Here is a 25,023-nt window from a genome sequence, read left to right on the forward strand (position 1 = left end):
ATTCCATTTTCATTATGCTGTTTTCGCTTATTGACCAGTATCTTTCTCAACGGAAAGGTCGCCTAATGCAACATTACCGGCAATTTGGCCATATTCAAGTATCGGTAAACGACGGATTTGATGCTCTGCCATAAGCGCCTTGAAATCGTATCCGGTCACCCTGATATGTCTGGTGAAGAAGCGGGGCACGCTGCACAAAATATGAAACATCCTATAGAGTCCGCCTTTTTCGAGGTTTCTTTTTCTTCTTCCGCTCCTGCAGCATATCTCCCGTCCAGCCTTTTTTCCTCAAATAGAGATAGATCAGAACTGTAGATGTGACAATCAATAAGAGAGAAAAGAGATATCCGTATTTCCAATTCAGTTCCGGCATCACTGAAAAGTTCATCCCCCATAAGGCCCCCAGAGCTGTAATCGGCGTAAAAAGCGTCGTAAAAATGGTCAGCGCTTTTACAATTTCATTCCCCCTATGTGAGGTAATGACTTCCTCTGAATGCAGCAGATTGTTAAGCTCCCCTTCAAATTCGCTGATGTATGTAAATCCCCTGTCAATTTTCAGTTGTGTCCGCTGATAATCCTTTTTCCCTTCATTTTGAGGTAAAAAGGTTTCTTTCAACGCCATTTCAATTTTTTTAGCGCTTAATATCAAATTTTTCCAAATCATCAGTTCATGGCGCAGGAGATGGACGCGGTTTAAAATGCTTTTGCTATTGTCGTCTTTAATTTGCCATCTGAGCTTTCTCAGCTTTACTTCAAATTCATCAACACCGATTAAATACGCATTCATTAGTTCGCCGAGAAGAATTAAAAACCCCTCTATCGCATTGTCCGCTCTTTCCATTTGCCGAACAACTTCTTTTCCTTTAATCTCTCTCAAAATTGAAAAGTCAAAGTTGATTGTAAAAAAATATTGTCTGGTGATATAAAAGTGAAAAACAGTATGGTCTTTTTCTTCACCAAGCCCCTGATCATAAACAATCGACCCAAATACCGCTTCATTTTCCGTTTCAGTTGTATCTACTCGCAAAAAATTAACGTGATGGTTATTTTCAAACCACTTTTCACACTGAGGCCAGTGAGAAAAATGGATTAGATCCCTTGCCTTACTTCTTTCTTGAGGCCCCATTTGGTACCAAAACCAATCCTTTCCCGTATGTGCCTTCATGTCAAGCTCCTCCAAACTTTTTTTCTTTATTCTTTAATTGCCCAATAACCGTGTCACTAAACCAGTCTGCCGCTTCAACACATGTTTTATGAGCATTTTCAGGTGGTATGGAATGTAGAAAGACATCGGAAAAGGGAGGTGCATGCCTTCCTTGGAGAAGGCAGTTGTTTTGGAATTTGTCAATTTACTAGCAGTAGCTATTCTCATTTTGTTAACAGGATTTTTTGTTGCCGTAGAATTTTCAATCGTAAAAGTGCGGCGATCCAAAATTGATCAGCTTGTCGCAAAAGGAAAGAAAGGTGCTAAAGCGGCAAAGCATGTCATCACTCACCTTGATGAATATTTATCAGCCTGTCAGCTGGGCATCACAGTCGCAGCCTTAGGACTGGGATGGCTTGGGGAACCGACTGTGCAAACTCTGCTTCGACCGCTTTTTCATAAAGCAGGCTTAAATGAATCGCTTACCCACCTGCTTTCACTCGTCATCGCATTTTTAGCGGTTACGTATTTAAATGTCGTTATCGGGGAGCTGGCTCCAAAGAGTTTCGCCATTCAAAAAGCAGAAAGCATTACCTTGTTGTTCGCTAAACCGCTTATTTGGTTTTATAAGATCATGTTTCCATTCATTTGGCTGTTGAACCACTCTGCCCGATTGATTACAGGAGTGTTTGGGCTGAAGCCGGCATCAGAGCATGAGCTGGCATATACAGAGGAAGAACTTCGGGTCCTATTGGCTGAAAGCTATAAAAGCGGCGAGATCAGAAAAAGTGAATTAAAGTACATGAATAATATCTTCACCTTTGATAAACGAATGGCAAAGGAAATTATGGTGCCGCGAAATGAAATGGTCAGTTTGTCACTAGATGAAGACTCCATTTCAAATCTTCAGGAAACAGTCAAGCAAACAAAATATACACGGTACCCGGTTGTAAGAGAGGATAAAGATAACGTCATTGGCGTGATTAATATGAAAGAAGTGCTGTTTTCCATGCTGACGAAAGATTTTTCAATCAAGAAGCATCAAATTGAACCTTTCGTACAGCCCGTTATCCATGTCATTGAGACGATTCCTATTTATAAACTACTGCTGAAAATGCAAAAGGAACGCACTCATATGGCGATCCTCATAGATGAATATGGCGGGACGTCCGGTTTGGTCACTGTCGAGGATATTATCGAAGAAATTGTAGGAGAAATCCGTGATGAATTTGATGCGGATGAAGTGCCTCATATCCGCGAACTTGGAAAGGATCATTACTTGTTAAATGCAAAATTATTAATCAGTGATGTTAACAGCCTGCTTGGAACCGATTTGTCAGACGCAGAAGTAGACACCTTGGGCGGCTGGTTTTTGACACAAAACATAGACGCTGAGCCTGAAAGTACAATAGAATATGATGGCTACTCTTTTAAGGTAAAAGACATCAACAGCCATCACATTTTATTTATAGAAGTTAAAAAAGCTGAATAGCCCGTGAAAGGCTGTTCAGCTGCTATCTTTCAAGATAAACTTGGCAAAGGCATCAACACTCTTTTATTTTAAACCCTTTATTGGCCAGGGCTTTAGCAAGACTTTGCTCGGTTTTCACATTCGAAAAATCCAGACCCAGCTTCACGACAGTTTGGGCAATTTCCGGCCTGATTCCTGAAATAATCGTCTCAATGCCGAGCAATTTGGTGCTGTCAATCACTTTAAAAATTTGATAGGCTACCATGGTATCAACGATAGGAACGCCCGAAATATCTAAAAATAAATACGAGAGCTTTAACGCTGAGCACTGCTCCAGCACAGACTCCAAAATCGTCCTCGCTCTGTGCGTATCAATTTCACCGACAAGCGGAAGAATCCCAATTCCATCAGTAATCGGCATAATCGGCGCACTCAATTCATTAATCATTTCTTTTTGCGCGTTTAATTGTATCATGGTCACCTGGTGATATTCTTCCGTAAACACTTCGATGATCTCATCAATGTTTTGATTCAAGATCCGGCTCCACTCATAAAATTCCTGAATGCTGATGTCTTGAGAAGAAGCTTCGCTGAATTTCTGAATCCATTCAAACATGATGTGCCTGAAAGTGTTAAACTGGCCGACACTTTGTGTAACCGTCACTTCATGAACGGCACGGTCTCTGGCGCATTGAAGAGACCACCGGTTGAGCTCATCCTCTACGTCTTCTTTTCTAAGGGATTTTGCTACGATGGTCACCAATAATTCATGCTGGTCTTTTAACTTTTGTTCTAGTTTTTGCTGATCTTTCGCTGAATACAGCCAGCTGCCTGTTGATGTGCAAACTTCCAGCCATTGTTGCGTGATATCTTCTTTGTGCTCTGTTAAGTGCTGATCAAGAGCTTTCATCTTAATGAGCTCCCTCCTGTTTTGAAAAATGTACGCTATATATGTATAACGCGTCTGCCTTTACACATACTATGTTTAGATTCAATGGGCTATAGCCAAGCGGTAAGGCAATGGACTTTGACTCCGTGATCGTTGGTTCGAATCCAGCTAGCCCAGTTTCTGAACAGGTGAAAAACCGAAGATAAGCTGATTCGAATAAATCAGCGGATCTTCGGTTTTTCATCATGCAGATTGATGAACCGTTTTCTTCTTCGATAACTTCAACAGTTCTCCCGGGTTATAACCAATCACCAGCTTTTTGTTGTCTACTAGAATCGGGCGTCGCAAAAGCTTCGGCTTCTCGATTAAAAGTTCCAGCACCTCATTTACCGTCATTTCTTCAATGTTTAAATTTAAATTTTTGAAAGTCTGGCTTCTTGTCGCCAAAATTTCATCAATTCCTTCTGTCGTTAACGATAAAATGTACTTTAATTCTTCTCTTGTCGGGGTTTCTCTGAATAAGTGCCGTTCGTTAAATTCAATTTGATGTGCTTTAAGCCAATGTTTTGTTTTTCGGCATGACGTGCAGCTTGGATATGAGTAAAAAGTTAATTGTTGTTCCATTCGTTTTTTCCTCCTCAGTTAACCATCTCTTTGTAGAATAACTACCCGGATCATTTTTCATTTAAACCATTTACAGAACTTTTTTCGGATTATTTTTTAAAAAACATTCATACAATAGAAAACACAATCAAAGGGACAAATTCCATTTGTATATTAATAATGAAAATGTTTACATTTCTAGGTGTGATCTATTATAATAACAGTCAGAGGGACTCTCGGGAGGGGATAAAAATGAATCGCATGTTCCGGGTGTTAGGATTTTGGACGGGAATTTTTGCAGTCATGTTTTATTTAGGTGATATGAAAGATGCTTCCCTTTTATTTTTTGGACAGACGATCTTATTTGTGTTTCTATCGTATTTGAACTTAACCGAACGCATGTATATTTATATTTTTGGCGCTTATTTAACAATTTTCTTCGCCGGCTTTACATATTACTCAATTTTTATTATGGTGCCCGGCGGCGGAGGCCATTAAATGCAGAAAGAGACAAACCTTATCGGTTTGTCTCTTTTTTTACAATGAAAACCCATTTAAAAACGGATTTTGGTCCTGCTCAGTCAGTACGTTTGTTTCAGGTCCATGACCGCTTAACACCAGCGTGTGTTCCGGAAGCGTAAGCAGTTTTTCATGAATGGACGTCAGCAGCGTCTCTTGATCGCCGCCTATTAAATCCGTACGTCCTATACCGCCTTGGAACAAGACATCTCCGGAGATGACCAAGTCTGCATCTTTCACGTAGTAAGACACACTGCCTGGTGAATGTCCCGGCGTAAATAATGTTTCCAAATGAAACGGCCCGATATTCAACTCACCGTCGCCTTCAATTAGATGATCTGCAGGCTTAGCTGTCACTTCTATCCCTCGCAGCATGCCGGAGCCGTTTAAAGAAGCATCCGTAAGCCAATTTTTTTCATTTTGATGCAGGTAAACAGGGATATCCCATTTTTCTCTCACTTCATCAAGCGCCCCAATATGGTCAAAATGGGCATGTGTAAGCAAAATGGCTAAAGGCGTCAGCCCTTTTTCTTTTATGTATTGATTGATTTTATGTCCCTCGCCGCCCGGATCAAAAATCAGGCATTGATCATCACTGATGAGAAAATATGCGTTCGCTTGAATCGGCCCTACTGGCATTCGTCTCCATTTCACTATTATCACCTCTTTCTTTTTTATGCTCTTATTATGAGGGTTTTTTAAAAAAGATTCAAACAATCGCAATGAAAACGCTATCGACAAACCTATAAAAAACAGGTAGAATAAAACTGGAAAGAATTGCAGGTTTTTCAATGTAAAGGGGGCTGTGTTATGTTACTTGTCGTGATTTTCGGCCTTGTCGCTCTTTTCGCTTTATGGGGAGTCTTGCGTTCTGTTAGAAATAAAAATATACTCGGGTTTTTATTAGCCGGTGCCACCTTATTTGTCTTTGGATGGTTTACCGTGATGACCGTAATAAACAGCGGGTATCCAACCGCACATTAAAACCTGTATCCGATCGGATACAGGTTTATTTTTATGGCTGTAAATGTTTATTGACACTTTCTATTTTGCTCTCAAGCGTCGTTTTTTTGTCACGCCTGTCATCGATACGGATATTCGTTGCCACTCTGTGCAATCCTTTTTGAAATGGCGCTTCGTGAATTGCCTGAATGACTGCAAAAAGGTCACTGAGTTCTCCCTCGATCAACGTATTCATCGGTGTCAGCTGATATTTGATTTTCCCTTCTGCTTGATATCCTTCTAATATCTTTTGCACATCGGCTACGTAAGCACTGACACTGGGTGTTTCCGTACCGATTGGGATAATGGTTACATCTGCGATAGCCATCGTTATTCCATCTCCTTTTGATCAATGATGAGTTGCTTCGTTTCATGTGATTTCAATAAAATAATTTGCTCAAAATGAAAGCCGTATAACGCATATTTCCCGTTCGGAGATATTTGAATCGGCTCCATTTCCCGCAGAGACACAAGATCCTTTGTCTCTCCCGATGCTACATTGATTGCTGCGAGCTTATATGCATCGCCGCTTTGTTTGAATGTATAAAACAGGCCTCCTGCATCATCATAGTCATACTCCATTGGAGCCAAACTTGTATATTTCGCTTGGAGCGGCCATTTCGCTGTAACAGGTGATGTTGATTGCGGCGTTTTAAACTGATACGTCCCTTTTCCTCCGGAAGCTGATTTGACAGTAAAACTCATTTGATGGAAAGAATCGAAGAATAGAACGTTATCCTCAAGCTTCTGTTCCGTCTTAGAAGCTGTATCGAACGTATATAAAGGCCCTGTTTTATCTTCTCTTCCCTCTTTTACATAATCAAATGTATTTTTGGATGTCCAATGAATGAACGGAACCTGTACTGGGCTTAAGAAAGATTCGTCTTTTTTAGCATTCACCTGATATGTATGAAAATCCCAGTTTTCATTGAATTCCGTCACCATCATTTGATAAGGATCATACTGATTCCAAGCAGCCTCAAGCTCATACGTTTCGTAATCTTTTTCGTAAAGCGTCTCTCCTTCTGCATTAAGCAAAACCACTGCCGTCTTTTGGCTATGTGTGATTTGCAGCAGAATCATCTGCTCCCTCGCATTGATTTGAACATCAACGATTTGACCATCCGTTTGATAGAGCTTTTTCGCTTTGCCTGTAAAGATGCGGTACGCAAAAAGCTCTGTTTTCGTCGGATTAGACGCAGTATATAATATTGTGCTGTTATTCAGCCAGCCTTCCGCCCCATCCGCTTTTTCCGCGGAAAGCGGTATGATGTCTTTTTTCTCATCTTTTGCCGCCGATGCCTGTTTTTGCTGCTGATGAGATGGTTCGCATGCCGATAAACTAAACAGCAATACCGCCAGCAGAATAAAACAAACTGATCTCATCAGCATTCCCCTCCGATCATCTTTATTCTCTCATATTTGCTTCGGCAGGAAAAAGAAAAAGTTTCAGTTACTCATGAAAAAATAACGCCCTCCACAAGATGCCGCTTGTGGCGTTATATATGTGTGAAAACTGCTGAAACGGCAAAGGATTTTGGCCTTTTCCAAGTTCCACCGTATACCCTTCCTTAAAATAATGGTGAATAAACCAATCACGAAATCCAGCATAGCTGTCTATATCCCTTACTCCCTTATAAATGTTCCCGCTTAACTCCTCAAAATCCTTTATGACGGCAGCAGATTCCTCAGGCTCAAGGCCTTTATAGCCCCAATAAATTTCTTCTCCTTGAGTATGAAGAGCCAGCAGTCTGTCAGGCGGATTCTCCGTGATCAGCCGGTACATCGCAATAGATTCCGGCTCCGTAAGCGGAGAGATTCCCGGAAAATCGCGGTAGCTGGGTGCTGTCGGTTTTCGGTATTTTTCAATTTCCCATAATGATGGAAATTGTTTATTTAAATCAACCCCGTTTATATTCGCCTTCCATTCATTAAAATTTGGACGATGTTCATTTAGCCTTTCGAGTTCATCTCTTCTGGCTCCCATGACTTCTGATCCGTTTAAAACAAGATCAACGCCATCCGGATTGACAAGAGGAACGAGGGATAAGGATGTGCTGTTAAACAGCTTTATGGGAGAAAAGCCAAAGAAAGGCGAATTGCAGCATAATGACATACAGTATTCCTTAAACCATTTTAGCAGGACAGACGTTGTAATCCACTCATTCGCATGAAATGACGCGTTCATATGGACCTTTTTTACGGCATGCTCCCCACCAGCCTTCAGCTCCCAGATAGGCCTGCCGAGTACAGAACGGCCAATTTCCCGGCATGAGACAAACGGAAAAACATCAATAATCTTCTTTATTTCCTTTTCAACAGCTGAATCATCATAGATTTTCTCTTGCTCAATCCAGCTATCTGAAAGTTTCAGCTGCCGAGGCTGTAAAAAGCCCTTTATGTCCTGAATGGTTTGAAGCTCTTTGCCGCTATGCTCCTCTATCACATAACCAGGGCAATACAATTGATGTTTTTGTGCGGAGCGATTTGCACTTTTAAGCAATTCCTCGTCTATCTTCAGTTCTTTCGCCACTCTGGCCAAATTGTTCTTGATCTCAGGTTTCACCGTAATAAACGCCATCATCATTCCCCTTTTTTGTTACTATATGACAGCGTATTTAAAAAAAGAAAGCCTCCCGCTCACTTTGACGCGGGAGACATTGTGATTACGATGCCTGATCAAGCATTTGTTTTTCTTTCCGTTTTGACGAATTGTCCAGCCTTTTCTGGTCATAAAATCGCAACAAATCCCCATAAATGATTTCATCAGAAAGTGATAGCTCCTGTTTTGCTTTATCAGCAAATGCTTCACATTGTTTTGTCTCTTCTAACGGTTTTCCCGTCTCTTTGTCATAACACGCACCGTCTGTATAAACAACCTGATCTGTGATAAAACTCCCGTCCCGGAGCACCGCAAAGTCCAGTTTTTCGTCTGAAAGCAGATCGTTGCCGAATTGAATTTGATCTTTCGTATCAATCCCTAAAAGATTCATCAGCGTCGGCCTGATATCAATCTGCCCGCCTACTGTTTCAATGGTTTGCGGCTTTTTATCAGTAATACCCGGAATATGAATGACCAGCGGCACTTTTTGGAGCTGTACCTCTTCAAATGGAGTTATTTCTTTTCCTAAAAACTGCCCCATCGCTTCATTATGGTTTTCTGATATACCATAATGGTCACCATATAATACAATAACAGAGTTGTCGTATAACCCGTCTTCCTTCAGCTTTTCGATAAACCGTTTTAGCGCCTCATCCTGATAACGCACTGTCGGAAAATATTTATTTAGCGTCTGGCTGCTTGAATCATATTCATCAATCAATTGATCCTCTTCATCAAGATCAAACGGGAAGTGGTTCGTCAGTGTAATCAGCCTCGAGTAAAACGGCTGAGGCAGATTTTTCATCAGCTCTGAAGACTGCTCAAAAAATTCTTTATCCTTCAGTCCCCAGCCGACTGAATTTTCGTCAGTTACATCATACGAGTTAATATCAAAAAACGAATCATATTCAAATGAGTCGTACATTAAATCACGATTCCAAAAGCTCTTATTATTAGCGTGGAACACCGCTGAATAGTATCCGCTGTTTTTCAAAATTTCAGGAGCGGCCATATATTGATTGCCCGCATTCGTAAAAAACACGGCACCTCGTCCAAGCGGATACAGTGAATTGTCCACGATAAATTCAGAATCCGAGGTTTTCCCCTGGCCTGTTTGGTGGTAAACATTATTAAAGTTGTAGCTCTGTTTTATAAAGTCATTCAGAAAAGGCGTGATTTCTTCTCCATTCAATTTTTCATTAATCACGAAGCTTTGCGTCGACTCTAAGGATACGAGAATGACGTTCCTTCCTTTTGCAGCGCCGAATAAGCGTTTGTTGGCATCCTTCGCATTAGCGGTTACGTAGTTTTCAATCTCCGTCAGGCTGTTGCTGTCTGCCAACGCTCTCTGTGCGGATTGCTTTGACTGAAGAACGCCATCGTAAATATGAAAATTAAACAGGCTAATGTTTTTAACAAGCATTTCTCTGTCAAATGAGCGTGTCAATAGCTGAGGTCTTTCCGCCTCAGACAAGCCCAGGTTGAAGAAATAAACAGAAGCAACGAACAAAAAATAAGCCGCCCGTTCATTTTTCGTTGAGGGAATGTCCGATTGAAAAGCTTTTTGCCGGATGTGAAGCCATATTAAAACCGCAATATCTACAGCTAATAGGAGGTCTGTCGGCTCAAGAAGTGTTCCGATGCTGCTTCCGAGATCACCCATATTGCTCGTTTGAAAAAGAACAGGGATTGTTAAGAAATCATTGTAAAAACGGTAAAAAACCATATTTGCCAGCAATACAAATGTGACAAGACAGCTCATCGCGATAATGTAGCGATTTCTGTTTTTGCCTTTTAAAAACAGGCTGAGGCCAAAAATAAGCAACAAAAAACTCAATGGGTTGATAAACAGAATAAATTCCTGTGTTAGATTGTCGATTTTAATATGAAAACTGGTTTTGTAAACAGCATACGTTTTCAGCCACATCAATAAAATGGCAATCAGCATAAATGAAATCTTCGAAAAAAACGTTTTTCGCATTTCAACCTCCTATGCAGCACGCTCAAAAAAATCAGTCTATTCCCAACATTCTCATTAACACATCAAATTAAATCTTAACCTGAGCACAACAAAAAATCAATTTCATTTACACAATTTTAACAATTTTGATGTTTCAGCCATTCATTTTTAGCGATCCAAGCGCCTCCGATAACGCCGGCATCATTTCCAAGTGCTGCGATTGAAATATCAGCAGCTTGGGCTGCCCGCGGAAACGCGCATTTGCGGAATGATTTCTCGACTTTTGATCTCAGCAGTTCTCCGGCTCTCGATACGCCGCCGCCAAGAACGATTTTGGATGGATTAAGCGAGCTTGCCAAATTTCCGAGCACCAAACCAAGGTGCTTGGCTACATAATCAACCACCTCAAGGGCAATTTCATCATTTTCACCCGCCGCTTCAAACACATCCCGCGCTGACAATTGTTCGGTTGCTTGTAAACGTGTCGTCTTTTTAGCATTTGCTATTTTTTCTTTTGCAATTCTTACAATTCCGGTTGCTGACGCAATTGTTTCGATACAGCCCGTTTTTCCGCAGTTGCAGGGCGCTCCGCCTTCAGGGATGCTGCAAATATGGCCGATTTCTCCGCCGGCGCCATTTATGCCATGTACAATTTCACCATTTACAATGATGCCGCCGCCAACTCCTGTGCCAAGCGTCACGAGAATGACGTCTTTTGCGCCATCACCCGCTCCCTTCCACATTTCCCCGAGCGCAGCAATATTCGCGTCATTTTCTATAACAGCTGGGATGCCGGTTTCTGTCTCCAGATGGTTTTTCAAAGCATAATTTTTCCACCCTAGATTTACTGTTTCATAAACCACTCCTGCCGCCATATCTACAGGGCCTGGTGCACCCATTCCGATGTATTTGATGATGTGCTTCGGTTTTTGCAGCTCATCCAGCTTGCTGTCGATTGTTTTTGCAATTGTGACAGTAATCGTGTCGCCGGTTTTATCAGTCGGAACTTCCCACTTATGCTGAATTTCGCCATATTGATTAATAAAAGCGAGTTTAATCGTCGTTCCTCCCAGGTCAATGCCCGCAAACCATATCTCGTCCATTTTTATCACCTTAGCCTTTATAAAAATCTCTTCCGTTTTTTGTTTGTTCCAATTCTTTTCGAAGGACAGCTGCCGCTCTGGCCCACTGCTCCTTTTCAATCATGTGGTTCATGTATAATTCCTTTAATTCATCCAGCATAAACTCAATTTCAAGCTCTCTGTCTCCAAAATAAACAATGTGGCCAAACGTTTTTAACAGCTGCTGCACATCATAAAATGTATTCATTTTCCTCACCATTTCTTGAACTTAACTATCATAAGCGTATTCATAAGGAAGCGGTCAGTCAAGAAGAAAACGCTGACAAAAAAGCCAGCTTCCTTTCCATATTCCACCTTTATGATTCTTTATTGTTTTCAATTTGCCGCTGCAGCTCCTTGTAGCGCTGCTCCTTCGGCTTCAGTTTCACAGCCGTCTGGATGGCCTTTTCTGCTTGTGCAAGCTCATTTTTTTCCGCATACAATAACGCTAAATTGTAATAGGAAGCATGGTCTTTAGGTTCTTTTTTCACTGCTCGTTCCAAAAGGGAAACCGCCTGATCATATTCGCCGATTTGAATATCAGAAACAGCAAGAATTTTCAAAAGATCGGCAGAGGCATCTTTTTGCGCTGCTTCTCCGTTCAGCAATTCTGTTACTTCTTCATACTTTCCTTCCTGATACAGCTCGCTTGCCTGCTGAATCAGCGCTGACTCCTGGTGTGAAGGCGAATGCAATCCGTAATATAAAAATCCAACAGCCAAAGCAATCAGCAAAACCGCTGACAACAATCTTTTTCCAAAGGCTCCGGCTTTAGGCAACCCCAGTGCCGCTGCAGCGAAAAAGCCGCCAATCAAGCCGCCGATATGTCCTGAATTATCAATATTCGAAACCGCAAAACCAAAGCCCAGATTGATGATAATAATGACAATAATATTGGTTCCTATAGTTCTTAAAAACATTTTTCGATTAGACAAAGCAACATACAGTAATGCACCTAAGCATCCGAATATGGCTCCTGATGCCCCTGCCGAAGGATACGGGCTGAACACAAAACTCGCAATCGAACCCGTAATGCCAGCAGCCAGATAAATCAGCAAAAATCTCCCCGATCCATACATCCGCTCAACCGCTGTACCAACCGACCATAAAGCCAGCGTATTAAAAGCTAAATGCGCTATGCCGATGTGAAGCACGATCGGTGTCAGAAGCCGCCACCATTCTCCTTGTGCAATCAGGCTGTTTTCTTTTGCTCCAAAAGCCACCAGTGTCTCCGTATTAGTGCTGCCTCCGTTTATTTCGAGCAAGAAAAACATCAGGATCTGAAGCGCAATAAATAAATATGTAAAAGTCGGTTTTCCGTTTTGAAAAACCGCCGCTTCAGTTTTTCTCTGTTCTTCTTGTTTCAGCACTAGCGAAAGGAAGCGTTCTCGCGCCATTTGCGCGTTTTCAAACGAAGCGTGTTCCTCTGAACAATCTTCTGTACGAAATGATGGAAAAACCGCTTGAAGATCATCTCGAAGCATCGTTCCTCTAACGATCGCCGGCTCAACTGACACAGTTCCCTTCTCAAAAGTTTTTTTTGCAATCTCTTCCCAGTCATCAACTGGGGCTTCCGTTGAAAAAAACACGTTCAGCAACTTCATCCTTCGTCTGCCCAATTGATGTCTGACTCGTTCTACTCGTTCGGCCTGCTCTTCGATGTCTCTAACCATTTCTTGACGGAAATCAAGATCGTGCTTATAAAGACGAACTAGATCATGAGAGGACTTGTCCGGCGCTTCCAGCCATATTTCATCTGACTCACCGGCTTGTATGACGCCATACCCGCTATTCACCAGGTGCGCCGCAATTTTCCAATATGTATACTCCAGCAAAAACATGTTTACCGCTCCAATAGTTTTTTTTCATTATAACAGCTGGCGCTCCGAAACGCCTACTGAAAGCAAAAAATCCCGTTTTTCACGGGATTTTAGAAAGCTTGCTGTATAAACTTATTGCGGATAAATGGAATTCTTAAAAACAAATGGATAAAAGACCGCCTGATTCCTGGCTGGCTGAGTACAGTATTCATAAGACGGTAGCGATTTTGATAAAACATGACGGCAGAAACCGCGAAAATGGCATAAATCAAAAGTTTTTTCATGATATCCCTCCTGCCAATAGGGTTTGTTATTCTGCCTTATTTATTCTCGAATAAGGGACAGGAAAGTTATGAAAAACAAGAAATAATCCGATCCTCTGTTATCAGCTTATGTACCGGGATGTCATGTGGCAGACTGGGTACGTGCGCATACAACTGGCACTCCAAAAGCAATGAGACTGTCTTCCCTTCATATTCACTTAAATAGCGATCATAATAGCCGCCTCCAAAGCCGACCCTAAACCCGTTAACATCAAAACAAACACCTGGAACGATCATCAAGTCAATTTGTGATGGGTTTACTTCTTTTGTTTTTTCAATTACCGGCTCGAGCAGTCCGGCGTACACGGTTTCGAGCTGATCATCAGTCTGATATGTGCGAAATTGCATTTTCTTCGTGTCCGGATGGCATTTTGGGATGCAAACTTGTTTCCCTTCTTCCCAAGCCTGCTCAATGACAGGACGCGTCGGTATCTCTAATCCTCTGGAAATAGTGACGGCAATGGTGCCGGCATTTTGCCACTCCGGCAGAGAAAACAAGTACTTATACGTACGTTCCGTTTTTTGAAGAATATCTTCATTTGATAAAGCAGACAGTGCCTCCAGCGTCTTTTTTCTTAATTGTGATTTCATCTCTCATCCCCCTCGGAATAGAAAAAAAGCCAGAACCTTTTTCAAAGCTCTGGCTTTTTTCTTACACCTCAAACAGCAAAGCTGTTATTTTGTTTCACGGTGTAACGTAGATTTTTTATCACGTGGGCAATATTTTTTAAATTCAACGCGGTCTGGATTGTTGCGTTTGTTCTTTTTAGAAATATAGTTACGCTCACCACATTCAGTGCAAGCCAAAGTAATATTAACGCGCATTATTTTCCCTCCAAACTAAAATCATTTACTTATTCAGACTTATATATAATACCACTATAATGGACGGAATGCTAGGCTGTTTTTCAATGAATTGCTGAATTATTGAAGATACGCTCATAAAGCTGCAAATATGATGACATAATGAGTCGGGGGTGGTGGAGCTTGAACACTTGTTGTCTGCCAGCTTCTTTTATCCGGCGGGCTTTTTCCCGGTCTTTTAAAAAGCTGTCCAGCAGATCAGCCGCTTCCTGTACGAGCGTAAAATTAGCGATGATTGCCGTTTTGTCATGAACGGCATAATCACAAAAACCACCCGACTGAGAAACGACAGTCAGCACACCTTGTTCCATGCTTTCTTGCGCGGCAAGCCCAAACGGTTCATAAGAACTAGGGAAAACAGCCATTTCACATTGAGACAGTAACGTTCTGATGTCTTTCCTATTGAGAAACGGCAGGAACATGACGCGATCCTTCAGGTTATATGCCGCAGCTAATTTCTCATAGCAGGACAGAGACGGCCCCTCCCCAGCCAGCACTAGATAGAGGTCTGGCTGACGCTGCTTCAAGATGGCAAATACCTTTAACAGCTGCGAAAATCCTTTTTCCGGAACGAACCTTCCATATGAAAAGAGAAATCTTCTATTTATGCTTCTTTGGATTTTCCCCTTCTCTTCCTCCATAGATGCAGGGCTTGGGATAACGGTTATTTTTTTATGTGCTGCCTTATAAGGAGCCGTTCGGTCTTGAGCCTGTATGGGTGTGGGGCTTCTCGGCACACCTTCTTCCTTTCGCTTTCAAGACCGTGGATTGTCGCAGCAAGCGGAAGGCCAAGCCGTTGTTTCAAATACTGGGCGGCAGGGGCAGTTGTGTCATCATGGGCATGAATCAGATCAAAGCGTTTATTGTGTGATAACACATGGCGAACCATTGTAAAGTTAGCATCAGCTATGTAATCTTCAAACTTCGCATACGAAAACAGCTGCCCGCTCGGAGTAAAAACCGTAATGTTGATATGAGGGTTTAAATAGGAAATGAGGCGGTTTAAATGGACACCGAGCCCGCTTTTCGGCTCATCGGGATGTTCGGGTGAAAGCATGAGAATGTTCACCGTTCTTTTTCCCCTCTCCCATAACAGGTGTATGCAGAAAATTGCGCCTCCCACCTGGTGTGCGCTTCTTCAATCTGAAAACTGTTTATATGACGAATCCCATTTTCATCAAGATAGATGTCGTCTGTACCGGCAAGCTTGAGAGAGACATTCATTGAATTCACAATTCTGTATTCAGCCCGATATACAGCATCACCAGCCGCCTGTCTAATCGTCCATTCTCCTTTATCATACGTTGTGCGTTTTGTCCTGACAGCTTCAATGTCTTTTCTTTTGATGACAATGCGCAATTCTTTTATCATATCCTGCGTTTTTTCGAAAAGGACCGCTTCAGCCAGCCGCATTGTTTCTTCTGAGATTTCCCAGGTTACGGTCAAGGTGTGAGCGTTTTGAATGATCATGTCGAATGTGTCCCTAAAAAAGGAAAGCTTATGTCGTATATTATAGGGAAATGGGTGTTTATCCATGGACTCCTAACATTCTCCTTTCCAATCGTTCACTTCGTGTTCCTATTAAACCATTACATGAAGAAGAAGCGAAGAAAGATTTCTCGACAAAATCTCGTTTTTTTCGCGAATTCCTTTAGAAACTATTGGTTTTATGGTATAAAAAAGAAGGATAAAAAAAGAATAGAAGGTGATGAAACGTGGAAATTGCTATTATTGCGTTGTTTATCGTCAGTATAGCGCTAATTGCATTCTCATATTCTCAAAGAGACCCGATGAAAGATGTAGAACAGGAGCTCGAAACACTGCAGCTTTCTGCGATGCAGGAAATTTACAAGCTCAAAAAGAAAATGACAGTGCTTGAGGAAGAATTACTGGAAACAAACCTTGTCATTCGCAAATCAAAGCAGAACGACATCAATCAAAAAATCGCTAAACAAATACTTTCTAAATATAATAACGGTATGTCAGCTGAAGCGATTGCTAAAGCTGAGCATGTATCAGTGGAAGACGTGAATACGATTATCAAAGATAATGAGAAGGTGCTCGTATGACAAAACGGGGCATTCAGGCATTTGCTGGCGGCATCATTTTAGCGACAGCCGTTCTTGCAGCTGTTTTTTATCTGACTGACGAAGACCAGGCCGCTGCTGTAAAAGAAAATAAAACAGTAACTGAACAAGACGTGAACAATTACCTTGATTCTAAAAAAATGGTTTCTGTGAACCGTGATGAATATCAAAAACTTCTTGATTCAAAAGAGAAATCGTTGACCGATGACAGCAGCTCAGACACGAAAACAGACAAAGTCAAAACGTACAAGCTCAAAATTAAAGATGGCATGAGCACTGCGGATGTATCTGCTATTCTTGAAAAAGAGGGCATTATCTCTTCGGCTCAAGACTTTAATGACTATGTCATTGATGCCGGCTATCACAAAGAAATTCGTGCCGGCGAGTTTAAAGTAAAATCAGACATGAGTTTCAAAAAGATCGTAAAAACGTTAACACGATAAAAAAACAGGCTGAGTCAGCCTGTTTTTTTTCATCCAAACTTTCCTGAAATGTAATCGAGCGTTCTTTGGTCCTTCGGGTTAGAGAACATTTTATTCGTATTGTCGCATTCAACAAGCTCGCCCATGTAGAAAAAGGCGGTTTGATCAGAAACCCTTGCTGCCTGCTGCATGTTATGCGTGACAATGACAATTGTATATTTATTTTTCAGCTCTAGAATGAGTTCTTCAATTTTTCTCGTTGAGATTGGATCTAGTGCAGATGTCGGTTCATCCATCAGCAAAATATCAGGATTGGTCGCAAGTGCTCTGGCGATGCAAAGACGCTGCTGCTGGCCCCCTGACAGCGAAAGAGCGGACGTATGCAATCGATCCTTCACCTCATCCCATAACGCCACGTCTTTTAATGACTTTTCCACAATTTCCTGAAGCTTCTTCTTATTTTTGGTGCCGTGGACTCTCGGTCCGTAAGCCACATTATCAAAAATAGATTGCGGAAACGGGTTCCCTTTTTGGAATACCATGCCGATATTTTTCCGTAAATCCACGATGTCCACTTTATCCTTTAAAATATTGCTGCCATTATAGTTCAGCTCACCTGCAAGCTTTACATTTGGCGTCATTTGAATCATTAAATTCAATGTCTTGATAAAGGTCGATTTCCCGCATCCGGATGGACCGATAATCGCCGTAACCTCATTTTCATAAATGCTCAAATTGATATTTTTTAAAGCATGATGCTGTCCATACCATAAGTTCATTCCATTGACTTGATAGACTTCCTGTTTCATTACAGCTTCGGTAGCAATACTCATTGCCGCCCTCCTATCCGAATTTCCCGTTAATATAATCCTCTGTCTTTTGCTTTTTCGGACTCGTGAAAATCTGTTCGGTCTGTCCGTATTCTACAAGCTCGCCGTTTAAAAAGAATGCCGTCCGGTCAGAAACCCGCAGAGCCTGCTGCATATTGTGCGTGACAATAATAATTGAGTATTCTCTTTTCAATCCTGTAATTAATTCCTCTATTTTCGCATTTGAAATCGGATCAAGCGCTGAAGCTGGTTCATCAAGCAGAAGAACAGCCGGCTTCATCGCAAGCGTTCTCGCGATGCATAAACGCTGCTGCTGGCCGCCGGATAACGAGAGTGCGGATGAATGTAAACGATCCTTCACCTCATCCCAGAGGGCCGCTTTTGTTAAACTTTCTTCCACAATTTCATCTAAAACAGCTTTATTCCGCTCTCCGGCATATTTCAATGCATGTGTGATATTCGCATAGATCGATTTCGGAAATGGATTTGGTTTTTGAAAAACCATTCCGATTTCTCTTCTCAAGCTGACAACGTTAATATTGCCGCCCAATATATTTAATCCTTCATAAAGGATTTCACCTTCCGCTCTTGCAGATGGAATTAAATCGTTCATTCGGTTAATATTTCTCAAAAAAGTAGATTTTCCGCATCCCGACGGCCCAATTAAAGCAGTCACCGCATTTTTTTCAATATCCATGTTTACATGATGAACGGCTTGTTTATTTCCGTAAAAAATAGACAGATCTTTGACCTCAAGCACGTGATTCTGCTTCGGAACAATAACAGCTCGCTCAGGTTTTTCTTTTACCATTTGTTCAGACATGTTTTTCGCCTCTTTCCGTTCTAATTTGCCGTAAGCTTTTTGTAGATCATCGTGCCAAGCCATCTCGCCGCGAGATTAAACACAAGAACAGAAATCACCAGCACGGCAGAACCACCGTTGGCAATCGCTTCAGCATCCGGAATCATTCCTTGTGTATTGACGTTCCAAATGTGGACCGCAAGTGTTTCAGCGGGCCTGAAAATATTAAGCGGTGATGTTTCCGAAAACGGGTTCCACTCCGTAAAATTAAGACGCGGTGTTGTCAGGCCTGCCGTAAATAATAATGCGGCCGCTTCCCCGAACACCCTTCCTGACGCTAAAATTGCTCCTGTGATGATAGAAGGAATCGCACTTGGAATTAAAACTGTTTTTACGGTATGCCAGCGTGATACACCTAAAGCGAGAGAGGCTTCCTTCAGATCTTTAGGGACTGAACGGATCGCGTCTTCTGTCACACGCACCATGACAGGAAGGTTAAAAACAGTTAACGCAAGCGCCCCGCCTATGATCGTATATCCCCAGCCTGTTAAGTTGACAAACATCAATAATCCAAACATCCCAATGACAATAGACGGAAGAGATGAAAGCACCTCTATACATGTTCTGATGAAGTCAGTTACTTTGTTATTAGGCGCGTATTCAGCCATGAAGACTCCGCCGCCCACACCGAGCGGGATTGTAATCAGCATTGTAATAAACAAAATATAAAAGGAGTTAAACAGCTGATCTCGTATGCCTCCTCCAGCTGCAATGGCGCTCGATTTTGTTGTAATAAATTGCAAACTGAGCTGAGAAACACCGTTTATAATAATATAGGAAAACAAACCTACTAAAATGGCAGCGATAATGGCTGCACACAAACCAAACATTCCGGTCGCCAGTTTATCTGTTATTTTGCGGTTCATTACACTTTCCTCCTAGATGACAAGTAGCGAATAAGCAGGATGAACAAGAATGACATCACCAGAAGCACAAGTCCCATTGACCACAGCGTATTGTTTTCAACACTTCCGTATGTGGTGTGGCCCATATTCAGCGTGATGATCGTTGTCAGCGTTCCCGCAGTGTCAAACAGGCTTTCCGGCAATACTCTTGTATTTCCAATGACCATCTGAACAGCCAAAGCTTCACCGAACGCCCGAGCCATGCCTAACACAACAGCTGTCATCAATGTTGGAAAAGCTGCAGGCACAAGTACTTTTCTGATTGTCTGCCATCTTGTCGCACCGAGCGCGTAAGAACCCTCTCGTAAACTCTTCGGAAGAGAAGCCATTGCATCAGCAGAAATCGATGTGATCGTCGGCAGAATCATGACGGAAAGGACAATCGTTCCCGCCAATAAACTGTGCCCTGTTCCGCTCGATTTGAACTGGGCGATAAACGGCACCAATACTGTAAGACCTATGAATCCATAAACAACAGATGGAATACCGACTAAAAGCTCAATCACCGGCTGCAGCACTTTCTTTCCCCAATTCGGGGCAATCTCTGTCATAAAAATTGCACCTGCAATGCCAAGCGGCGCAGCGATTAGAGCAGAAAGAATCGTTACTGCAAATGAGCCAAAAATAAATGGCAGCACTCCGTATTTCGGATCACTATCTGTAGGATTCCAATTTAAGCTCGTTAAGAATTCAATTGGGCTTACACCATTTACAAGAAAAGATTGCAGCCCCTTCACGCCGAGGAAAATGGTGATTGCAACAGATGCCGCAATCATAATCAGCGCACATGCTGTCACAATCATTCTTCCCCGAACTTCATCCAATTGCCGATTTTGCCTTGAGCTGATTAAACGCTCGCTCACAGACATATTTTCTCTATTGTTTATCATTGTTTTACACTCCTATGAATGTGTTAAGAGGAGAAACGGTTGTCCCCGCACTCCTCTTTTTATTAAGATCAGCTTTGCTTCCCGTTGGCATCGCGTGTCACTTTCATATCAGTAACCGGAATGTAGCCTTGGTCAGTAACAATGCTTTTTTGAATGTCTTCACTCTTTAGATAATCAAGAAATTCTTTAGCTAAACCTGTCGCTTCACCTTTTGTATAAGAATGCTGATAAGCCCAGATCGGATACTCGCCAGTTGCTACATTTTTCGCTTCAGGTTTAACACCGTCAATAGATAGAGGAGTTACTTTGTCATCTGTTAAATATGAGAATGCAAGATATCCAATCGCTCCCGGAGTATCAGCAATGATTTTTTTCACCGTGTTGGAGGAATCTTCAGTAATGCCTTCTGCAGGCTCCGCTCCGTCAAGCGCATATTTCACAAATGTAGCACGTGTGCCGGAAGAATCAGGACGGTTTACAAGTGTAATCTTTTGGTCTTTGCCGCCGAGCTCTTTCCAGTTTTTAATTTTGCCAGTGAAGATTTTTTTCAATTCATCTTTTGAAATATCCTTCACACCAGCATCAGGGTTTACAGCTGCTGCCATACCAACTACAGCGACTTGATGATCGACAAGCGCTTTTGCATCGATGCCTTCTTTTTCTTCAGCAAAAACGTCTGAATTCCCGATCTGAACAGCTCCTTCAGAGACTTGAGAAAGCCCTGTTCCAGAACCGCCAGCTTGTACCTGTATATCAGCATCAGGGTTTTCTTCCATAAATTTTTCCGCGGCTGCAAGTACTAGTGGCTGCATTGCCGATGAACCAGAAATGGTTAAAGAACCTGATGCCTTTTCTTCTCCTTTTGCAGAATCGCTATTCGATTTTTTACTTTCTCCTGCATTTCCGCATGCAGCTGCAATCATTATAAAAGCAGCCATCAGAAGCATAAGCACCAATTTGTTTTTTTTCATTTCCTGAATTCCCCCTGCGTATAATGTGTAATTTGTCCTACACGTATAGAGTAAAGGTTCTATGTAAAAAGGGTTTGAACCGAATGTTAAGGTTTTGTAAATCAGTGCGTTTTTTTGTATAAAAAAAACGCCCACATCATGTGAGCGTTTCTTTTTAGTTATCAGAAGACGTTGTGTTTTCTGCATTTTCTTCAATTTTGTCTTTATTCTTTTGCTGAGTATCTTCTTTGTCCTGCTTCGATTTCAGCTCAAAATATTTATCCATTACTTCCCTGCCGATTTCGTTTGTAATTGAGTATCTTTGATTGTAATCAATGTAAGTCCAAGGAACTACGACAGAAATAGCAATCTCAGGATTGTCAGCTGGTGCATAAGCCACAAGCGTCGTATTATAAGTGTCTGTTCCTGTTTTTGATTTATCCGGTCCGTCGTAAAATGATTGGGCTGTTCCTGTTTTTGCAGCTGGTTTATACGATGCTGAAGCCAGTTGACCTGCAGCTGTCCCTTTAGTGGCAACCCGTCTAAAACCGGCTTGGACCTCTTCGATATAGCTACTCTTCATATCGACTTTATTCAATACTTCAGGCTGAACAGAATCAACTACTGCGCCGATCCCTTTTTTCGCATTTGAATCTCTGACTTCCTTTACAAGCTGAGGCTTCATGCGGTAGCCACCATTTGCTATGGTGGAGACATATTGAGCCAATTCCAGCGGTGTATAAGTATCATACTGTCCAATGGCGAAATCAAGCAAGAAACCAGATAATCTGCTTGTACCTTTATATCCCGTCATTTCATTTGGTAGATCAATTCCTGTTTTTACTCCTAATCCAAATTGACTGAAATAATTTCTGAAGGTATCAAATGCAGAAGTATCCAAAGGCAATGCTTGGTGAGGTTTATATTCACCTTTACCAACTGCAATAGCTGTTTTAAACATAAAAACGTTTGATGACTTCTCTAATGCAGTTTGAATACCAACCGGCCCTAAGTTTTGCCAAGATTTTTTCCCTCTTTTATCCTGGCCGATATACAATGGTTCATCCTTAAATACAGTATTCAAATTAATCGCTCCAGTTTGAAGACCGGTCAAAACGGTTGCACCTTTTACAGCTGATCCCATAGCGTAGGATGAAGTCATGGCTCCTAATGCATAATCATCAAACTTATAGGCTCCATTTTCTCGTTTAATCTGCTTCCCTGCCATTGTCAGCACTTCGCCGTTTCTAGGGTCCATCATGACAACGAATGCACGATCCAACAATTCGGTACTAGGTCTTGCTTTAGCAGCTTTAAGTTTTTTCTCAATAATTTTTTCCACTGATTTTTGCAAATCAATATCAATTGTTAGTACAAGATCTTTCCCGGCTTTGCCTTCAGATACCGTTTTTGTTCCCGTGACATTGCCTTTTGAATCTGTGATATTTTCGACTTTTGCTTTTTGGCCCTGCAGAAGGCTTTCATATTGGTATTCCAGATAGCTTTTTCCGACCCTGTCATTTCGGCTGTAGCCAAGCGATAGATAATGGTCGAGCAAGTTGGACGGCAATCCTTCATCAGAGCTGGAAACACTCCCGAGCACTGAGCGAAGAAGGTTTTTATATGGATATTCACGTTCCCAATCGGACGTGACATCAACTCCAGGCAGTTCGTCTAAATGTTCACTTACCACTGCCATTTCCTTCGCTGATACATCCTCATTTTTAATATATTGAGGGGTCAAAGCATAGCCTGAATCCATACGCCTTTTGATAGCAAGGATCTGCATATCTTTATCCGTCAATTCATTCAGCTGCTTATCAGTAATCCGTTTTAGCTGAAGCTGGTATAAATCGTCATCGGATAATTTTTTCTCTTCAACCTGCTGTCTTTCTTTAGAGCTAATCAGCTTTTTCGCTTCTTTCGGTCTAGTCAAAATCCAATAATCTTTTTTATCCCGTTCTGTTACTTTTTTTGTATCGACTTTGATCATGCCAGACAGCTTTTTTGCGATCTTTAAGCGCTGTTCTTGCGTGGTCGATTTAGATCTCGTGTACGTGATTGCATTTAAAGCCTTATTTGTCACAATGGCATTAAAGTTTCGATCATAAATTTTCCCGCGCGGTACCGCTGAGCTGACTTCACTTTGTTCCTGCTTATTCGCTTGGTTTTTGTAATCATCGCCTTGCACGATCTGCTTGATGCCCAGTTCCACAATAATCCAGGTAAATATAACAAAGGCAGCTAAAAATAAAATATTCAGCCGGATCGGAAGCGACTTCTTTTTCTCTTTATGATTTTGCTTTTTTTGTTTATTTCTCCTCATAACATCACCTTTTCTATTTACAGAAAGAAAAGACACTCAAGTAAGAGTGCCAGTTTTCATTTTAAAGGTTTTTTCGACTTTTTTCTACAGATAACCCCTTTTTGGCAAAAAAATTATCTCTCGCCTTTTAACAGGGTCGGTTCTGTTACCCGTTTTTGGCCGTCTTCTTCCATGGTTTCATTTTCCCCTTCTTTCTCCTTAAAACGGATATCCTTGACAAAGTAATAAATCAAAGGATGTCCTATACCCAATATCGCAAGTGACAAAGGAATTCCCACATCCTCTTTCAGAAGAGCCACAATCAGGAGAAAGCACAAAATGGAAACAATTCTGCCGGCGTTCAAGAACATTTCTCTAAGCACGATATATTCAATTCTTGCTTTTCTGGCATGCCTCGCGCGCCCTATCACATCATATGTAAGTGATACATATGGCACAAGCAACAGAGGATAGCCGATGGCAATAAAAACGCCGTACGTTAATAATGTCGAAAAGCTCATATGGAACAGAATCAAAAACAGCGCGCCATACAAAATAAGTCCGCCCAGCAAAATCGATTTTTTTCTCGCCTTTTTCTTAATCAGCCTGGATGCAAAGTAGTAGGCAAAGAAGGAAACAGCTGAATTGACAAGACCGAATGTGCCGAGAGCAAGTTCGCTGTTTGTCTCAATAAATACAAACACACTGATTAAAAAGACAAAAATCCCTTCTCTCAAACCCTGAAAAAAATGCGCATTCGTGATTCTCCGCCAATTCATATTGCTATGGCGCTCTCCAAATACTTTGCTCAGCATAAAACGGCCCTTTGATTCTCTCCGTTTTAAGAAAAAGCTCATCACGACAGCCAGGGCAAATAAACTGAGGGAGAGACTGAAAATCACTGTATAACCCGTATTATTTTCAAGCCTTGAGATCACGAATCCGGCTACAATCGGGCCGATCATTCCTGCAGAGGAAGACAGAATGCCCATAAACCCGTTGAAAAAGTCTCGCGTATCCGGCTCTGTTATTTCAAAGGTCAGTACGTTAAACGCTAGCCAATAAAAGCCATAGCCAACTCCGAGCACCGCGCCGATTAGCACGAGGCGGCTGGCCGCCGTTTCTCCGGCTAAAAGCACACTTAAATAAAAGGCAGCTAAAAAAATGACGCCGAACCTTAAAATGAATACCCTGTCTATTTTTTTGGCTAACCGTCCAGCCAAATAAAAGGTTATCGGCTGCATTGTCACAATGGATAAATTATATATCGCCAAATCAATAAATTTCCCTGACTGCTTCCAAAGATACACATTAACAAATGTATTGGACAGTGCAATTCCCAGCGAGTAAAGCCCGCCAATGGTCAGCAGAAAGAGTAACCCTTTGTTTACGTCTACATCGCCTATCACTTTTTTTAGTTTGCTCATTACTGACTCCCCTTTACTATCCCTTAG

At 41.7% G+C, this 25,023-nt stretch carries 28 protein-coding genes, 1 tRNA gene and 1 pseudogene; 6 read left to right on the top strand and 24 right to left on the bottom strand.

What is annotated here, in order from left to right:
• Nucleotides 1–27 precede the first annotated feature (27 nt).
• Nucleotides 28–210: a hypothetical protein gene (locus tag NSQ16_RS12395; RefSeq protein ID WP_116316544.1), complete on the bottom strand. Its 183-nt coding sequence runs from the start codon at nucleotides 208–210 to the stop codon at nucleotides 28–30.
• Nucleotide 211: 1 nt separating this feature from the next.
• Complete coding sequence (gene corA / locus NSQ16_RS12400) at nucleotides 212–1,165, bottom strand: magnesium transporter CorA (protein ID WP_004399136.1); 954 nt, start codon at nucleotides 1,163–1,165, stop codon at nucleotides 212–214.
• Nucleotides 1,166–1,307: 142 nt separating this feature from the next.
• Here corA and NSQ16_RS12405 point away from each other — a divergent pair, with 142 nt between their 5' ends.
• Nucleotides 1,308–2,636, top strand: coding sequence for a hemolysin family protein (locus NSQ16_RS12405; RefSeq protein ID WP_003230150.1), 1,329 nt, complete (start codon nucleotides 1,308–1,310; stop codon nucleotides 2,634–2,636).
• Between the two features lie 52 nt (nucleotides 2,637–2,688).
• Here the strand turns inward: NSQ16_RS12405 and rsbRD are convergent, their stop codons facing one another.
• Entirely contained in the window at nucleotides 2,689–3,525 is an 837-nt protein-coding gene (gene rsbRD / locus NSQ16_RS12410) for an RsbT co-antagonist protein RsbRD (RefSeq protein WP_230488255.1), read from the bottom strand.
• An 85-nt stretch (nucleotides 3,526–3,610) separates the two neighbouring features.
• Here rsbRD and NSQ16_RS12415 point away from each other — a divergent pair.
• Nucleotides 3,611–3,681, top strand: a tRNA-Gln gene (locus tag NSQ16_RS12415).
• Between the two features lie 66 nt (nucleotides 3,682–3,747).
• On the opposite strand, the gene mgsR is transcribed toward NSQ16_RS12415, so the two are convergent.
• The gene (mgsR, locus tag NSQ16_RS12420) at nucleotides 3,748–4,128 is read right to left on the bottom strand and encodes a transcriptional regulator MgsR (protein ID WP_003230147.1); all 381 of its coding nucleotides are present in this window, start codon (nucleotides 4,126–4,128) and stop codon (nucleotides 3,748–3,750) included.
• A gap of 231 nt (nucleotides 4,129–4,359) precedes the next feature.
• Here mgsR and NSQ16_RS12425 point away from each other — a divergent pair, with 231 nt between their 5' ends.
• A complete protein-coding gene (locus tag NSQ16_RS12425) occupies nucleotides 4,360–4,605 on the top strand; it encodes a DUF2626 domain-containing protein (RefSeq protein WP_003226300.1) in 246 nt (81 codons plus the stop codon).
• Nucleotides 4,606–4,644: 39 nt separating this feature from the next.
• Here NSQ16_RS12425 and NSQ16_RS12430 read toward each other — a convergent pair whose 3' ends face one another.
• Nucleotides 4,645–5,280 carry an MBL fold metallo-hydrolase gene (locus NSQ16_RS12430; RefSeq protein ID WP_042976503.1) on the bottom strand — a complete coding sequence of 212 codons (636 nt, stop codon included), beginning with the start codon at nucleotides 5,278–5,280 and terminating at the stop codon, nucleotides 4,645–4,647.
• A 156-nt stretch (nucleotides 5,281–5,436) separates the two neighbouring features.
• Here NSQ16_RS12430 and NSQ16_RS12435 point away from each other — a divergent pair, with 156 nt between their 5' ends.
• A complete protein-coding gene (locus NSQ16_RS12435; RefSeq protein ID WP_003230141.1) occupies nucleotides 5,437–5,610 on the top strand; it encodes a DUF2759 family protein in 174 nt (57 codons plus the stop codon).
• Nucleotides 5,611–5,641: 31 nt separating this feature from the next.
• On the opposite strand, the gene NSQ16_RS12440 is transcribed toward NSQ16_RS12435, so the two are convergent.
• From NSQ16_RS12440 to NSQ16_RS12495, 12 genes and pseudogenes are all read right to left on the bottom strand, one after another.
• A complete protein-coding gene (locus tag NSQ16_RS12440) occupies nucleotides 5,642–5,956 on the bottom strand; it encodes an MTH1187 family thiamine-binding protein (RefSeq protein WP_003230139.1) in 315 nt (104 codons plus the stop codon).
• Between the two features lie 2 nt (nucleotides 5,957–5,958).
• Nucleotides 5,959–7,020, bottom strand: a complete 1,062-nt coding sequence (locus NSQ16_RS12445; protein WP_230488256.1) for a hypothetical protein — start codon at nucleotides 7,018–7,020, stop codon at nucleotides 5,959–5,961.
• 61 nt (nucleotides 7,021–7,081) lie between these two features.
• Nucleotides 7,082–8,212: a M14 family metallocarboxypeptidase gene (locus tag NSQ16_RS12450; protein WP_144483385.1), complete on the bottom strand. Its 1,131-nt coding sequence runs from the start codon at nucleotides 8,210–8,212 to the stop codon at nucleotides 7,082–7,084.
• A gap of 82 nt (nucleotides 8,213–8,294) precedes the next feature.
• Nucleotides 8,295–10,211: an LTA synthase family protein gene (locus tag NSQ16_RS12455; protein ID WP_230488257.1), complete on the bottom strand. Its 1,917-nt coding sequence runs from the start codon at nucleotides 10,209–10,211 to the stop codon at nucleotides 8,295–8,297.
• Between the two features lie 116 nt (nucleotides 10,212–10,327).
• Nucleotides 10,328–11,293, bottom strand: a complete 966-nt coding sequence (glcK, locus tag NSQ16_RS12460) for a glucose kinase GlcK (protein WP_230488258.1) — start codon at nucleotides 11,291–11,293, stop codon at nucleotides 10,328–10,330.
• A 10-nt stretch (nucleotides 11,294–11,303) separates the two neighbouring features.
• Nucleotides 11,304–11,519: a YqgQ family protein gene (locus NSQ16_RS12465; RefSeq protein ID WP_004399107.1), complete on the bottom strand. Its 216-nt coding sequence runs from the start codon at nucleotides 11,517–11,519 to the stop codon at nucleotides 11,304–11,306.
• 109 nt (nucleotides 11,520–11,628) lie between these two features.
• Nucleotides 11,629–13,152, bottom strand: coding sequence for a rhomboid protease YqgP (gene yqgP, locus NSQ16_RS12470; RefSeq protein ID WP_003230128.1), 1,524 nt, complete (start codon nucleotides 13,150–13,152; stop codon nucleotides 11,629–11,631).
• A gap of 89 nt (nucleotides 13,153–13,241) precedes the next feature.
• The gene (locus tag NSQ16_RS12475) at nucleotides 13,242–13,415 is read right to left on the bottom strand and encodes a hypothetical protein (RefSeq protein ID WP_003230126.1); all 174 of its coding nucleotides are present in this window, start codon (nucleotides 13,413–13,415) and stop codon (nucleotides 13,242–13,244) included.
• Between the two features lie 66 nt (nucleotides 13,416–13,481).
• Nucleotides 13,482–14,045, bottom strand: coding sequence for a 5-formyltetrahydrofolate cyclo-ligase (locus NSQ16_RS12480; protein ID WP_015714266.1), 564 nt, complete (start codon nucleotides 14,043–14,045; stop codon nucleotides 13,482–13,484).
• 84 nt (nucleotides 14,046–14,129) lie between these two features.
• A complete protein-coding gene (gene rpmG / locus NSQ16_RS12485) occupies nucleotides 14,130–14,279 on the bottom strand; it encodes a 50S ribosomal protein L33 (RefSeq protein ID WP_003153056.1) in 150 nt (49 codons plus the stop codon).
• An 83-nt stretch (nucleotides 14,280–14,362) separates the two neighbouring features.
• Nucleotides 14,363–15,387 (bottom strand): annotated as a pseudogene (locus tag NSQ16_RS12490) (glycosyltransferase family 4 protein).
• Nucleotides 15,384–15,854: a hypothetical protein gene (locus NSQ16_RS12495; RefSeq protein ID WP_144483085.1), complete on the bottom strand. Its 471-nt coding sequence runs from the start codon at nucleotides 15,852–15,854 to the stop codon at nucleotides 15,384–15,386. The pseudogene NSQ16_RS12490 and the gene NSQ16_RS12495 overlap by 4 nt, the downstream one beginning before the upstream one ends.
• A gap of 179 nt (nucleotides 15,855–16,033) precedes the next feature.
• Here NSQ16_RS12495 and NSQ16_RS12500 point away from each other — a divergent pair, with 179 nt between their 5' ends.
• Nucleotides 16,034–16,387 (top strand): hypothetical protein, encoded by a 354-nt coding sequence (locus tag NSQ16_RS12500; protein ID WP_003245993.1) that lies wholly within the window; start codon nucleotides 16,034–16,036, stop codon nucleotides 16,385–16,387.
• Nucleotides 16,384–16,848 carry an endolytic transglycosylase MltG gene (locus NSQ16_RS12505; protein WP_042976512.1) on the top strand — a complete coding sequence of 155 codons (465 nt, stop codon included), beginning with the start codon at nucleotides 16,384–16,386 and terminating at the stop codon, nucleotides 16,846–16,848. Before NSQ16_RS12500 ends, NSQ16_RS12505 begins: the two co-directional genes overlap by 4 nt.
• A gap of 29 nt (nucleotides 16,849–16,877) precedes the next feature.
• Here the strand turns inward: NSQ16_RS12505 and pstB (NSQ16_RS12510) are convergent, their stop codons facing one another.
• From pstB (NSQ16_RS12510) to NSQ16_RS12540, 7 genes are all read right to left on the bottom strand, one after another.
• Nucleotides 16,878–17,660, bottom strand: coding sequence for a phosphate ABC transporter ATP-binding protein PstB (pstB, locus tag NSQ16_RS12510; RefSeq protein WP_014480273.1), 783 nt, complete (start codon nucleotides 17,658–17,660; stop codon nucleotides 16,878–16,880).
• Between the two features lie 10 nt (nucleotides 17,661–17,670).
• Nucleotides 17,671–18,480, bottom strand: a complete 810-nt coding sequence (gene pstB / locus NSQ16_RS12515; RefSeq protein WP_015384102.1) for a phosphate ABC transporter ATP-binding protein PstB — start codon at nucleotides 18,478–18,480, stop codon at nucleotides 17,671–17,673.
• 20 nt (nucleotides 18,481–18,500) lie between these two features.
• The gene (gene pstA / locus NSQ16_RS12520; protein WP_029317900.1) at nucleotides 18,501–19,385 is read right to left on the bottom strand and encodes a phosphate ABC transporter permease PstA; all 885 of its coding nucleotides are present in this window, start codon (nucleotides 19,383–19,385) and stop codon (nucleotides 18,501–18,503) included.
• On the bottom strand, nucleotides 19,385–20,314 hold the full coding sequence (pstC, locus tag NSQ16_RS12525; protein ID WP_014477352.1) for a phosphate ABC transporter permease subunit PstC: 930 nt from the start codon (nucleotides 20,312–20,314) through the stop codon (nucleotides 19,385–19,387). Before pstC ends, pstA begins: the two co-directional genes overlap by 1 nt.
• 68 nt (nucleotides 20,315–20,382) lie before the next feature.
• Nucleotides 20,383–21,285, bottom strand: coding sequence for a phosphate ABC transporter substrate-binding protein (locus tag NSQ16_RS12530; RefSeq protein ID WP_017696171.1), 903 nt, complete (start codon nucleotides 21,283–21,285; stop codon nucleotides 20,383–20,385).
• 154 nt (nucleotides 21,286–21,439) lie between these two features.
• Entirely contained in the window at nucleotides 21,440–23,590 is a 2,151-nt protein-coding gene (gene pbpA / locus NSQ16_RS12535) for a penicillin-binding protein 2A (RefSeq protein WP_015251698.1), read from the bottom strand.
• A 113-nt stretch (nucleotides 23,591–23,703) separates the two neighbouring features.
• The gene (locus tag NSQ16_RS12540) at nucleotides 23,704–24,996 is read right to left on the bottom strand and encodes an MFS transporter (protein ID WP_003230095.1); all 1,293 of its coding nucleotides are present in this window, start codon (nucleotides 24,994–24,996) and stop codon (nucleotides 23,704–23,706) included.
• Nucleotides 24,997–25,023: the final 27 nt, after the last annotated feature.

This window comes from Bacillus sp. PS108 (genome assembly GCF_037963335.1).
In the GTDB taxonomy this organism is placed as follows: Bacteria; Bacillota; Bacilli; order Bacillales; family Bacillaceae; genus Bacillus; species Bacillus subtilis.